This window comes from Flavobacterium sp. (assembly GCF_043778725.1).
Taxonomy (GTDB): Bacteria; Bacteroidota; Bacteroidia; order Flavobacteriales; family Flavobacteriaceae; genus Flavobacterium.
This window is the reverse complement of the sequence record NZ_JAYWFT010000078.1, coordinates 1-13,683: the sequence shown is the minus strand read 5'-3', so window position 1 is coordinate 13,683 and position 13,683 is coordinate 1. Positions and strand designations below refer to the sequence as shown.

Here is a 13,683-nt window from a genome sequence, read left to right as displayed (position 1 = left end):
AATTTGGAATGGTATTGTTTACATTCTGTGCTTTTGTAAAATATTCTTGGTATTTATTTTCTTGTTTTGCGATTTTTTTATCCAAGTTTTTAATCTCGGGATAAAAGTTAAAGTAAAAGGAATCGGTAAAGTGAAGAGCCAATCGGTTCAAGCAGGACAACCAATTATTAAAAATTCAACAATAACATTAGAATTATCGTGAGTGTTTTAAAAGACATATTATATAAAGTAGCCATTGAAGCTGTAAAAGGTTCAACAGAAATTGACGTGAATAAAATCGAATTCGATTCGAGAAAAGTTCAGGCCAATGATGTTTTTGTTGCCATTCGCGGAACAGTTTCTAACGGTCACGATTTTATAGAAAAAGCAATTAATCTTGGTGCAACAACAATTGTATGCGACACTTTTCCAGAAAATAATGTTGCTGGAATAACCTACATTCAAGTGAAAGACACCAACTCGGCTTTGGCTTTTATGGCGTCTAATTATTATGATAATCCATCTTCCAAATTGAAATTGGTAGGAATAACTGGTACAAATGGAAAAACCACAATTGCATCATTATTATATCAATTATTCAAAAAGGCTGGTTTTAAAGTAGGATTGCTTTCTACTGTAAAAATTTTAGTTGACGAAGTTGAATATAAAGCAACGCATACAACGCCCGATTCTTTAACCATCAATTATTACTTAAACGAAATGATTGAAGTAGGTTGTGAATATTGTTTTATGGAGGTTAGTTCGCATGGAATTCACCAAAAACGTACCGAAGGATTGCATTTTGAAGGAGGCGTTTTCACAAATCTATCGCACGATCATTTAGATTATCATCCAACATTTGCTGAATATAGAGACGTTAAAAAATCATTTTTTGATCATTTGCCAAAATCTGCTTTTGCATTGACCAATGTTGATGATAAAAATGGAGCTGTGATGCTTCAAAATACAAATGCTAAAAAATTGACGTATGCTTTAAAATCGTATGCCAATTACAAAGCACTGATCTTAGAAAATCAATTATCAGGATTGCTTCTAAAAATCAATGAAAATGAAGTTTGGGTAAAACTAATAGGAACTTTTAATGCATACAATTTATTAGCAATTTACGGCACTGCTGTAGAATTGGGAATAGAAAGTTTCGAGGCATTGCGATTGCTGTCAGAATTGGAAAGTGTTTCTGGACGTTTCCAATTTATAGTTTCTGATGAAAAAATCACTGCAATTGTAGATTATGCACATACGCCTGATGCCTTAGAAAATGTTTTGAAAACCATAAACGACATCCGAACAAAAAACGAACAATTAATTACAGTTGTTGGTTGTGGTGGCGATAGAGATAAAACCAAAAGACCAATAATGGCAAACATCGCAACACAATTGAGCGATAAAGTGATCATTACATCTGATAATCCAAGAACCGAAAATCCATCAACGATTATCGCCGAAATGGAAGCTGGAGTAGAGCCACAAAATTATAAAAAATCACTTGCTATTGAAGATAGAAAACAAGCAATAAAAACCGCGTGTCAATTGGCCACTGCAAATGATATTATTCTAATTGCTGGAAAAGGACACGAAACGTATCAAGAAATTCAAGGCGTTCGCTACGATTTTGATGATATGAAAATGGTAAAAGAATTTTTAGAACAATTAAACAAATAGTAAACAATATTTGAGTTTGAAATTATACAATTTAAACTCTTAAACTTTTAAACTAAAAGCAATGCTATATTATTTATTTGAATATTTAGACAAAACATTAGACATTCCTGGAGCAGGTGTGTTTCAATATATAACGTTTCGTTCGGCACTTGCGTTGATACTTTCGTTAATGATTTCAACTATTTATGGAAAAAAAATCATTAACTTTTTAAGAAATCAGCAAGTTGGTGAAACTGTTCGTGAACTTGGTTTGGCAGGTCAAACACAAAAAGCTGGAACGCCAACAATGGGTGGATTGATCATCATTATTGCAACGTTGATTCCAGTTATTTTGTTGACTAAATTGAATAATATTTACATCGTTTTACTAATTGTGACAACGCTTTGGATGGGAACAATTGGTTTTATTGATGATTACATTAAAATTTTCAAAAAAGACAAACAAGGATTAAAAGGTATTTTTAAAGTAATTGGTCAAGTAGGATTAGGTTTAATAGTAGGTTCGGTTTTGTACTTTCATCCAGGTGTTACGGTTCGTGAAAAATCTTCAACACCAGTAACCTTCAACAGATCAGAAAATGTAATTACACAACCTGCTAAAGAAATTAAATCTACAATAACTACAATTCCGTTTACCAAAAATAACGAATTGGAGTATGCTAAAATATTAGAGCCATTTACTGATGATTATCAAAACTGGGCTTGGTTAATTTTTATTCCAATTGTAATTTTCATTATTACTGCCGTTTCTAACGGAGCAAATTTAACTGATGGAATTGATGGTTTAGCCGCAGGAACATCTGCAATTTCGGTGTTAGCATTGGGGATTTTTACCTTCGTTTCGGGAAATATGATTTTGTCAAGCTATCTCAATGTTATGTACATTCCAAATTCAGGAGAAATGACCGTTTTTATTGCGGCATTCGTGGGTTCATTAATTGGATTTCTATGGTATAATTCTTATCCAGCATCAGTATTTATGGGTGACACAGGAAGTTTAACTATTGGCGGAATTATAGCTGTTTTAGCAATTTCTGTAAGAAAAGAAATGTTGATTGTTTTATTCTGCGGAATTTTCTTTGCCGAAAGTGCCTCAGTAATTATTCAAGTAACCTATTTCAAATATACCAAAAAACGTTTTGGTGAAGGAAAAAGAATTTTTCTAATGTCGCCTTTACATCATCATTATCAAAAGAAAGGATATCATGAAAGTAAAATTGTAACACGTTTTTGGATTGTAACAATTTTATTAGCAATTGTATCAATTGTAACTCTTAAACTAAGATAATGAAGCGTTTAGTAGTTCTTGGCGGAGGAGAAAGCGGAGTTGGAACAGCAATTCTAGGAAAGAAAGAAGGATACGATGTTTTTGTATCTGATTTCGGAAAAATAAAAGACAATTACAGAGACGTTCTTAACAAATATGAAATTAAGTGGGAAGACGAAAAGCACTCAGAAGAATTAATTCTGAATGCTTCAGTTGTAATGAAAAGTCCCGGAATTCCAGATAAAGCCACAATTGTTAAAAAGCTTCACGAAAAAGATATTCCAGTCATTTCCGAAATCGAATTTGCTGCGCCATTTACTAACGCAACAACCATCGGAATTACTGGAAGTAATGGTAAAACAACAACAACTATGTTGACTTATCATTTGCTAAAAGAAGCTGGGTTAAATGTAGGTCTTGGAGGAAACATAGGAAAAAGTTTTGCATGGCAAGTGGCCGAAGAGAATTATGATTTGTATGTGCTGGAATTAAGCAGTTTTCAATTGGACGGAATTTTAAATTACAAGCCACACATTGCTATAATAACCAATATAAGTCCAGATCATTTAGACCGATATGAATATAAGTATGAGAATTATATCGCCTCTAAATTTAGAATAACAATGAATCAAACCAATAACGATTATCTCATTTATGACGCAGATGATGAAGCTATCGAAAATTGGTTAAAAAATAATAAAGTAAACGCACAATTAATACCCTTTTCAATCACAAAACAACTTGAAAAAGGAGCCTATCTAAATAACAATACTATGGAAATCAACATCAACGAAGAAGAGTTTTTAATGGAAACATCTCAAATAGCACTTGAGGGAAAACACAACATGAAAAACGCAATGGCAGCAACTTCTGTGGCAAATATTTTGCGCATCAGAAAACAGACTATTCGTGAGAGTTTGTCGAATTTCCAAGGTGTAGAACATCGTTTAGAAAAAGTGCTAAAAATTCAGAACGTGCAATACATTAACGATAGTAAAGCGACTAATGTAAACGCAACTTTTTTTGCTCTAGACAGCATGACAACGCCAACCGTTTGGATTCTTGGTGGTGTAGATAAAGGAAACGATTATTCAGAGTTGATGGCTTTGGTTCATGAAAAAGTAAAAGCCATTATTTGTCTTGGTGTAGAAAATAAAAAAATAATTGAAGCTTTCGGTAACATTGTAGACATGATGGTTGAAGTAGACAACATGCACGATGCAGTAAATACAGCTAGACACATCGCAGAAAAAGGAGATACCGTTTTGTTATCACCAGCATGCGCCAGTTTTGATTTATTTGAAAACTACGAAGACAGAGGAAACCAGTTTAAAAGAGAAGTTAGAAATTTATAGGATTTTAAGCTCATAAACCTTTAAACTTATAAACAAAAAATGAAAGAACTAATAAACAGACTACACGGAGATAAAGTCATTTGGGCATTTGTTGCTCTTTTGGCGTTGTTTTCATTTATGCCAGTTTTTAGTGCGAGTAGTAATTTGGCATACATGCGCCATGGATCAGGAAATGCGCTTACGTATTTATTGAAACATGCTATTCATATTTTCATTGGGTTTATAATCATATATCAAGTTCATAAAATTCCGTATCATTATTTTAGAGGGATTTCAAGAATTGCTTTGCCAATTGTCTGGATTTTACTAGTTTACACTTTAGTAAAAGGAACCGTTATTGATGGTGCCAATGCAAGCCGTTGGATACAAATACCTTTTATCGGAATATCATTTCAAACATCAACTTTGGCAGCAATTGTGCTGTATGTTTTTGTCGCAAGGTATTTGTCAAAAACAAGAGAAGCTGCGCCTGATTTTAAGTTGTCATTTATTGAATTATGGATTCCGGTGCTAATTACAATTGGATTGATTTTTCCTGCCAACTTTTCTACGGCAGCATTGATTTTTGCAATGGTAATTATGTTGGCTTTTATAGGTAAATATCCATTGCGATATATCGGATTGATTCTTGGAGTAGGATTGGTTTCTGGACTATTCTTTATTTTAATTGCTAAAAAATTTCCAGATGCTTTTCCAAATCGTGTCGATACATGGATTAGTCGTATCGATAATTTTACCAGCGACAAGGCAGGAGAAGATGATTATCAAATTGAAAAAGCAAAAATAGCCATCGCAACTGGTGGAATTTATGGGCTTGGACCAGGAAAAAGTATTCAGAAAAACTTCCTGCCTCAATCGTCTTCCGATTTTATTTTTGCAATTATAGTTGAAGAATATGGCCTTTTTGGAGCATTGGTAATTTTAGGATTGTACATGTTATTGCTGTTCCGTTTTATTGTTGCGGCGCACAAATCTAATTCTCTTTTCGGAAAATTAGTCGTCGTTGGACTCGGATTTCCAATTGTGTTTCAAGCCTTAATTAATATGGCAGTTGCTGTAGAATTATTGCCAGTTACAGGTCAGACGTTGCCATTAATTAGTTCAGGAGGAAGTTCCGTTTGGATGACTTGTATTGCAATAGGAATTATTTTAAGTGTAACCAAAAAAGAAGAAGAAATAGCACTTGAGCTAGAGGAAAAGCAAAAACGAGAAGAAGCTTTAAAACGCTTAATAGACAAACAATTGCAAGAGGATGAAGAGGAGATTGATCAAGTTGATGAAAATCAAGAGAAAGTAAATCAGATGAAATCCTCTATAAAAAATAAAATTAAGGAAGAAGATTTTTCAATCGAGGAAAATCCAATGCTTGCTATAAAAGGAATGCGAAAAAGACAATAAGAAATTAAAGCAACAGTTTATGTTTTAGGATTGTTGAAAATGAAGAAACATGAATCAGTAAAAATTGTGCAATTCGTGTCAAATAGAAATAAAAATGAGAAATTACAAATTCATATTAAGTGGTGGCGGAACTGGTGGACATATCTATCCGGCAATTGCTATTGCCAATGAATTAAAAGTTCGTTTCCCAAATTGTGAAATCCTTTTTGTAGGTGCGAAAGACAAAATGGAAATGCAAAAAGTACCGCAATCAGGTTACAAAATTGAAGGACTTTGGATTGCAGGTTTACAAAGAAAATTGACGTTGCAAAACGCTATGTTTCCATTAAAATTAATCAATAGTTTATGGAAATCTAGAAAAATAATTAAAAATTTCAAACCTGATGTTGTTATTGGAACTGGCGGATTTGCTAGTGGACCATTGTTGCAAACTGCAAACTCATTAAATATTTCAACAGTTATTCAAGAACAAAATTCCTATCCTGGAATAACCAATAAATTGTTGAGTAAAAAAGCCAATGCAATTTGCGTAGCGTATGAAAATTTAGAGCAATTTTTCCCGAAAGATAAAATTATTTTTACCGGAAATCCAGTGCGTCAAGATATTTTGGATATCGATTCTAAACGAAGTGAAGCACTTTCGTATTTCAATTTAGATGAAAATAAAAAAACAGTATTGATAATTGGCGGAAGTTTAGGCGCAAGAAGAATCAACCAATTAATTGCAAAAGAAATAGATTTTTTACGCAACAATAATTTACAAATAATTTGGCAATGCGGCAATTTGTATATGTCAGATTACAAGCATTTTTCTGAAATAGAAAATGTGCAAGTAGTCGCGTTTATTGATAGAATGGATTTGATTTATGCTGCTGCCGATTTTGTAATATCTCGTGCCGGAGCATCATCAGTTTCTGAATTGTGTTTGGTAGCAAAACCAACAATTTTCATTCCATCGCCAAATGTTGCTGAAGATCACCAAACCAAAAATGCCAAAGCAATTGTTGATAAAAACGGAGCATTGCTTATAAAAGAAAGCGAATTAGACGAAAAATTCGAATCGGTTTTCAATAAACTAATTCACGATGAAAATTTGCAAAAAAATCTGAGTCAAAACATGAAAAAGTTAGGCAAGCCAAACGCAACAAATGCTATAGTTGATCAAATAATAAAATTGATAAAATAACTTTAAAAATCTTAGTTTCTTAGAACCTTAGTAACTTAAATAAATGAATCTTAACCAAATACATAACGTCTATTTCATAGGAATTGGAGGCATCGGAATGAGTGCTCTGGCTCGTTATTTCCAAAACATTGGTAAAAATGTTTCGGGTTATGACAAGACGCCAACTAGGTTAACCGACGAATTAGTTGCTGGCGGAATGACGATTCATTTTGAAGATTCTATAAGCGCAATTCCATCAGATTTTTATATAGAAAATACGTTGGTAATTGTAACGCCAGCCGTTCCGGTTTCGCATTCAGAATGGAATTATTTTATAGAAAGAGAGTACGTAATTAAAAAACGTGCCGAAGTTCTTGGTCTAATTACAAAAGATACCTTTTGTTTTGCTGTTGCTGGTACGCATGGAAAAACTACTACATCAAGTATTCTTGGACATATTTTGTATGAAAGTGGTGCCGATGTTACTGCTTTTCTAGGCGGAATTGTAGAAAATTACCATTCCAATTTAATAGGAAACGGAAAAACAGTTACTGTTGTTGAAGCTGACGAATTTGATCGTTCTTTTCTTCATTTGCATCCAAATATTGCTTGTGTAACCTCTATGGATGCAGATCATTTGGATATTTATGGTGATAAAAAAGCCATTGAAGAATCGTTTAGAGAATTTGCAGATAAAGTACAGGATAAAACCAAAATGTTTGTTCCAAAAGGATTAGATTTAGAAGGGTTGACCATTGCTATAAATGAAGAAGCAACATTCAAAGCATTCAATATCAGAATTGAAAATAGTAGTTACGTTTTTGATGTACAAACACCATCAGAAACTATAAAAGATATTGCATTTGCTTTGCCTGGACATCACAATTTAATGAATGCTTTAATGGCTTTAGCAATGGCCAAAACTTATGGTACCCCAACCGATTCCATTGCTAAAGCTTTAGCATCATTTAAAGGTGTTCAAAGAAGATTTTCATATCAAATAAAATCAGAAAATCGCGTTTATATAGATGATTACGCACATCATCCAACAGAAATAAATGCAGTGCATCAAGCTGTGAGAGAATTGTATCCAAATTTAAAAGTTTTGGCGATTTTTCAACCACATTTATTTAGTAGAACCAAAGATTTTGCAGATGATTTTGCCAAAAGTTTATCACAATTTGATGAAGTAATTTTATTAGATATTTATCCAGCACGCGAATTGCCAATGGAAGGAATTACAACTTCATGGCTGATGTCAAAAATGACAAATAACCATAAAAAATTGGTTTCTAAATCAGATTTAATTGCATCAATTTTAGATTCAGATGCAACTGTAATTTTGACAATTGGTGCTGGAGATATTGGTGAGTTAGTTCCAAAAATCAAAACTGCTTTAAATCAATAATTTAGAGAAGTAGTCTAACAGAATTTAAATAAAAAAATCATGAAATTTCTAAAATGGTACAATATTCGATTACTACTAATGTTTGCATTGGTTATTTTCTTGTATTCTTTTACGTCAAATAGAAATTCACATCGAAAATTAACCAAATCTGAGGTTGTTTTTGTTGGAGATAATAAGAATTTTGTTAAACAAGAATCGGTTAATAAATTGTTAATAGAAAATATTTCAGATGTAAAAACCATAGCAAAAGAGGACTTAAATTTGAACAAATTGGAAAATTCTATCAACAAACATCCTATGGTTGAAAAATCAGAGGTTTTTGTAAGTGTTGATGGTGTGCTAAAGGCAGTGGTTAAGCAAAAAACACCCATAGCACGAGTGTTTGATGAGTTTGGTTCTTTCTACATTGATTATGAGGGAAATAGAATGCCGCTTTCTGATGTAAATACAGCAAGAGTGCCATTGATTTCAGGGGTTTTTGATGATAAAAACAAGAAAAAATTATCCAAAGTTTTGAAGATGATTTATGACGATGAGTTTTTGAAAAAAAACATAATTGGAGTAGAAGTTATGTCTGATGAGAGCTTAATGATGACCAATAGAAATTTTAGTTATCAAATAGAATTTGGCAAAATGATGAATGAGGAAAGAAAATTTAAAAATTACAAAGCGTTTTTTCAAAAAGCAATTTTAGACAGTACGCTTTACAAATACAAAAAAATAAACTTAAGATTTACGCAGCAAGTTGTTTGCACAAAATAACAAGCATATCAAACGAAGAATAGAATTGGCAAATTTATTGACAATATGGAGAACAGAGAAAACATTGCGGTTGGTTTAGACATTGGAACTACGAAAATCGTAGCCATGATTGGGAGAAAAAATGAATATGGTAAACTTGAAATTTTAGGACTTGGAAAAGCTAAAAGTTTGGGTGTTGCAAGAGGTGTTGTAAATAATATCACGCAAACCATTCAGTCTATACAACAAGCAGTTTTAGAAGCCGAAGAAAATTCAGGTTACAAAATTAATGATGTAGTTGTTGGTATTGCAGGACAACACATTCGCAGCATTCAACACACCGATTACATTAGTAGAAGCAATCCAGAAGAAGTAATTAGCGGTAAAGATATTCAGCTGCTTATTGACCAAGTGAATAAATTAGCGATGTTGCCTGGTGAAGAAATTATTCACGTTTTGCCACAAGAATTTAAAATTGATGGACAGTCGGAAATTAAAGAGCCAATTGGTATGTATGGCGGACGATTGGAAGCTAGTTTTCACGTTGTAGTAGGACAAGCATCGTCAATTAGAAACGTTGGTAGATGCATTCAAACTTCTGGTATTGAATTATCTGGATTGACACTAGAACCATTAGCTTCGGCAGATGCAGTTTTAAGTCAAGAAGAAAAAGAAGCCGGAGTTGCATTAATCGATATTGGTGGAGGAACAACAGATTTAGCCATTTTTAAAGATGGAATTATTCGTCATACTGCTGTAATTCCATTTGGCGGTAACGTTATTACAGACGACATTAAAGAAGGTTGTTCAATTATAGAAAAACAAGCAGAATTATTAAAAGTTAAATTTGGTTCGGCTTGGCCTGGTGAAAATAAAGACAATGAAATAGTTTCAATTCCTGGATTAAGAGGAAGAGAACCAAAAGAAATATCGTTAAAAAACTTATCAAAAATTATTCATGCTCGTGTAGTTGAAATTATTGAACAAGTTTTTACAGAAATTAAAGCATATGGACACGAAGATCCAAGAAAAAAATTAATTGCTGGTATTGTATTAACTGGTGGTGGAGCACAATTGCAACACATCAAACAATTAGTAGAATATATAACTGGAATGGATACTAGAATTGGATATCCAAACGAGCATTTAGCCGGAAATTCAAGCGAAGATATTTCAAGTCCTTTATTTGCAACTGCAGTTGGACTTGTAATGAATAGTATTGAAAACAATACACAAAGTGCTTACAAGTTAGAAGTGTCACAAGCAATTCCGCAGCCAAAACCTATAGTTAGGCAAGTTGTTGAAGAAAAGCAGCAGGTTTTTAATGAAGAAGTAATAGAAGAAAAAGTTGTCAGTAAAGTAGAAAAAGAAGCGGAGACAACAGAAGGAAGAATAAGAAGATCATTCTTTGATAAATATGTAGATAAAATTAAAGAATTTTTAGACAATGCAGAATAAATACGTTTTCAGTGCTAAGTAAAAAGTAGTGAAACCGAATAAAAGAATGAAGTTTTAATTAGTGAAATTTATAGAAATTAAATTTGCTCTAATTTACGATCAAGAAAAAACAAAATTATAATACAGAATAAAATAAAACCAAAATAGTATGATGAGCAACTCAGAATTTGGAAGCATCTCATTTGATTTACCAAAAAATCAATCAAATGTAATTAAAGTTATCGGAGTTGGTGGCGGCGGAAGCAATGCAATCAACCACATGTTCAAGCAAGGAATAAAAGGTGTAGATTTCATCGTTTGTAACACTGATTCTCAGGCATTACAAAATAGTCCTGTGCCAAACAAAATTCAGTTGGGTGTAAACTTAACAGAAGGTTTAGGCGCTGGAGCAAATCCTGATGTTGGTCAACAATCTGCAATTGAAAGCGTTGGAGATATTGAAAAAATGCTCGACAGTAATACCAAAATGGTTTTTATCACCGCAGGAATGGGTGGTGGAACTGGGACTGGTGCTGCGCCAGTAATTGCTCAATTGGCCAAAGAAAGAAATATCCTTACCGTTGGAATTGTAACTTTGCCATTCTCATTTGAAGGAAAAGTTCGTCAAGACCAAGCTAGATTAGGAATAGAAAAATTGCGCAAGCAAGTAGATTCTTTAATTGTCATCAATAACAATAAATTGAGAGAAGTTTATGGAAACCTTGGCTTTAAAGCTGGTTTCTCTAAAGCTGACGAAGTTTTAGCAACTGCATCTCGCGGAATTGCCGAAGTTATCACGCATCACTATACGCAAAATATCGATTTAAGAGATGTTAAAACCGTATTGTTTGATAGCGGAACTGCAATTATGGGTTCGTCCAACTCTTCTGGCGATAACAGAGCCAAAGAAGCTATTGTTGCAGCCTTAGATTCTCCATTGTTAGATGATAACAAAATCACTGGTGCCAAAAACGTATTGTTGCTTATCGTTTCAGGTACTAATGAAATTACTATGGATGAAATTGCCGAAATTAACGAGCACATTCAAGCTGAAGCTGGTCACAATGCCAATATTATTATGGGTGTTGGTGAAGACGAAAGCTTGGGCGATTCAATTGCAGTAACAATCATTGCTACAGGTTTTAATGTAGAACAACAAGACGGAATAATCAATACAGAAGTTAAAAAAATAATTCACTCATTAGAAGACGAACAGAGATTGGTTCACGATTTAACGCAAAAACCAGTTGATTTTTTCCAATCAATTACAGACGCGCCAATTGAAAAAAAAGAAGAGAAAATAGTATTTGAATTAATCGAAGATGAAGTTACAGTTGAGCCAGTTGTTGCTAAAGTTGACAACGACTTAATTGCAATGAACGAATTCATCCGCAATCTAGATGTTACTTTCGAAATCGTTTCTCCTATAAAAGATATCGATTTCCAATTTACAACTCCAGTTGTTAATGAGATAAAAGTTGTTCAGCCACAAGTTGTTCCTAGAGAAGAAGAGCAAATCACTTTCTCGTTTGACTTACCAGTTTCTAAACCAGAACCTAAAGTAGAACAAGACAGAATAATTTTCGATTTATCTGCAGCAACTAAAGACATCAAAGTAAACGAACCTATAGAATTTGTACCAGTTACAGAGTTAAGTCAAAACGGCGTTATCAAGTATTCTCTAGAAGAGTATATGGAAATCGAAAATGATTTAATAAGCTCTAAACCAGTTGCAAAACTTGAAGATCCAATAGAAGAATCTTTAAATTTCACAATGAAAGTTGCTGAGCCATCTAAGCCAACATACGCAACCCATTCTGAAGATCTTTCACCAATGGACATGACAATTGAAGAAACTCTAAAATTGCGTGCCGACGAAAGAAGACGCAAATTAAAAGAGTTCAATTACAAGTTTCACAACAACCCATCAAGAGTTGAGGAGTTAGAAAAAGAGCCAGCATACAAAAGATTAGGTGTAGATTTAACCGAAAATCAAAACCACAATCACAACTCAAGAATGTCTCTTGGAACAGACAGTAACGATGACGTTCAGTTGCGTTCTAACAATTCGTTTTTGCACGACAATGTAGATTAATTATAAAATAATCATTAAATCTAACCCGAAAGTTCAACGTAATTTTCGGGTTATTTTTTTTACCTTTGCTAAGTTTTTGGAGCGAATGGTTTGGCATTTTACTAAACCTTGTTCCTGCTTTCCATTACAAACTTTCCATTTTTAAAGAAAAAAGGTAAAGGTTTTTCATTGCAAACGAAGTTCACCGAACTCCAATGGAAATAAAAAATACGTGAAGTAATCAGGGCTAGAGGAAAAGCCATTTGAACAAAATAAAGTAGTAAAACAGCATCTAATAATTTAAACAATATAAAACATAAAATCAATATGAGCTTATCAACACAAATCATGGACGAAATGAAAACAGCCATGAGAGCAAAAGATACCGTAGCATTAGAAGCATTAAGAGCCATCAAATCTGAAATATTGTTGGCGCAAACTTCAACTGGATCTAAAGAAGAAATTACAGAAGCAGACGAAATTAAAATTCTTCAAAAACTTGTAAAAATGCGTAAAGACAGCGCAAGCATTTTTACAACACAAAATCGTCCAGACCTTGCCGAACCAGAATTGGCTCAAATAGCAGTAATCGAAAAATTCCTTCCAGCACAACTTTCAGAAGATGAAGTAGAAGCAATTATTACCAAAATCATTGCCGAAACTGGAGCATCAGGCATTGCATCAATGGGAAAAGTAATGGGTTTAGCCTCAGCTCAAATTGGCGGACAAGCAGAAGGAAAAACCATTTCAGCTATTGTTAAGAAATTATTAGTTTAAAAAGTACGAGATACGAGGTTGGATTTACGAGGACAGAAACTTCGTATTTTAGACTTCGTAATTCGTACCTCAAAAAGGCTTCGTAGTTCAACTGGATAGAATATCAGATTTCGGCTCTGATGGTTGCAGGTTCGAACCCTGCCGAGGTCACTATAAACTACCTTAATCATTAATTTGGTTGAGGTTTTTTTATTTTTGAAACGAAACACCACTTTTAAAATCCTATTGATTACTTTTTTGACTATATTTGATATTAATTCAAAATTCAAATATGATGCTAAAACTTTACACTTTGCGCGATAAACTAATATTAGTGAAATTGCCTCTCTTTATTTTATGTTTTCTATTTTGCCAAGTTTGCATTGCACAAATTTACAGCAACGGTAATTTATCTACAGG

The 13,683-nt window shown here is 33.3% G+C and carries 10 protein-coding genes, 1 tRNA gene and 1 pseudogene; all 12 read left to right on the top strand.

Annotated features, from left to right (window positions below):
- Window positions 1-91: 91 nt before the first annotated feature.
- Window positions 92-202: pseudogene (locus ACH2CG_RS06775) on the top strand (PASTA domain-containing protein); the annotation flags it as partial.
- The gene (locus tag ACH2CG_RS06770; RefSeq protein ID WP_395063494.1) at window positions 199-1,662 is read left to right on the top strand and encodes a UDP-N-acetylmuramoyl-L-alanyl-D-glutamate--2,6-diaminopimelate ligase; all 1,464 of its coding nucleotides are present in this window, start codon (window positions 199-201) and stop codon (window positions 1,660-1,662) included. The pseudogene ACH2CG_RS06775 and the gene ACH2CG_RS06770, both read left to right, overlap by 4 nt.
- Window positions 1,663-1,723: 61 nt before the next feature.
- The gene (gene mraY / locus ACH2CG_RS06765) at window positions 1,724-2,950 is read left to right on the top strand and encodes a phospho-N-acetylmuramoyl-pentapeptide-transferase (protein WP_395063492.1); all 1,227 of its coding nucleotides are present in this window, start codon (window positions 1,724-1,726) and stop codon (window positions 2,948-2,950) included.
- On the top strand, window positions 2,950-4,284 hold the full coding sequence (gene murD / locus ACH2CG_RS06760; protein WP_395063490.1) for a UDP-N-acetylmuramoyl-L-alanine--D-glutamate ligase: 1,335 nt from the start codon (window positions 2,950-2,952) through the stop codon (window positions 4,282-4,284). The genes mraY and murD overlap by 1 nt, the downstream gene beginning before the upstream one ends.
- Window positions 4,285-4,323: 39 nt before the next feature.
- Entirely contained in the window at window positions 4,324-5,682 is a 1,359-nt protein-coding gene (locus ACH2CG_RS06755; RefSeq protein ID WP_395063488.1) for an FtsW/RodA/SpoVE family cell cycle protein, read from the top strand.
- Between the two features lie 94 nt (window positions 5,683-5,776).
- Window positions 5,777-6,868 (top strand): undecaprenyldiphospho-muramoylpentapeptide beta-N-acetylglucosaminyltransferase, encoded by a 1,092-nt coding sequence (gene murG, locus ACH2CG_RS06750; protein WP_395063486.1) that lies wholly within the window; start codon window positions 5,777-5,779, stop codon window positions 6,866-6,868.
- Between the two features lie 43 nt (window positions 6,869-6,911).
- Window positions 6,912-8,255 carry a UDP-N-acetylmuramate--L-alanine ligase gene (gene murC, locus ACH2CG_RS06745; protein WP_395063484.1) on the top strand — a complete coding sequence of 448 codons (1,344 nt, stop codon included), beginning with the start codon at window positions 6,912-6,914 and terminating at the stop codon, window positions 8,253-8,255.
- Window positions 8,256-8,294: 39 nt separating this feature from the next.
- Entirely contained in the window at window positions 8,295-9,017 is a 723-nt protein-coding gene (locus tag ACH2CG_RS06740) for a cell division protein FtsQ/DivIB (RefSeq protein WP_395063482.1), read from the top strand.
- A gap of 45 nt (window positions 9,018-9,062) precedes the next feature.
- A complete protein-coding gene (ftsA, locus tag ACH2CG_RS06735; RefSeq protein WP_395063480.1) occupies window positions 9,063-10,454 on the top strand; it encodes a cell division protein FtsA in 1,392 nt (463 codons plus the stop codon).
- Between the two features lie 148 nt (window positions 10,455-10,602).
- A complete protein-coding gene (ftsZ, locus tag ACH2CG_RS06730; RefSeq protein ID WP_395063479.1) occupies window positions 10,603-12,528 on the top strand; it encodes a cell division protein FtsZ in 1,926 nt (641 codons plus the stop codon).
- A gap of 306 nt (window positions 12,529-12,834) precedes the next feature.
- Complete coding sequence (locus ACH2CG_RS06725; protein WP_395063477.1) at window positions 12,835-13,284, top strand: GatB/YqeY domain-containing protein; 450 nt, start codon at window positions 12,835-12,837, stop codon at window positions 13,282-13,284.
- Between the two features lie 76 nt (window positions 13,285-13,360).
- Window positions 13,361-13,434 (top strand) — tRNA-Arg (locus ACH2CG_RS06720).
- The last annotated feature ends 249 nt before the right edge of the window (window positions 13,435-13,683 follow it).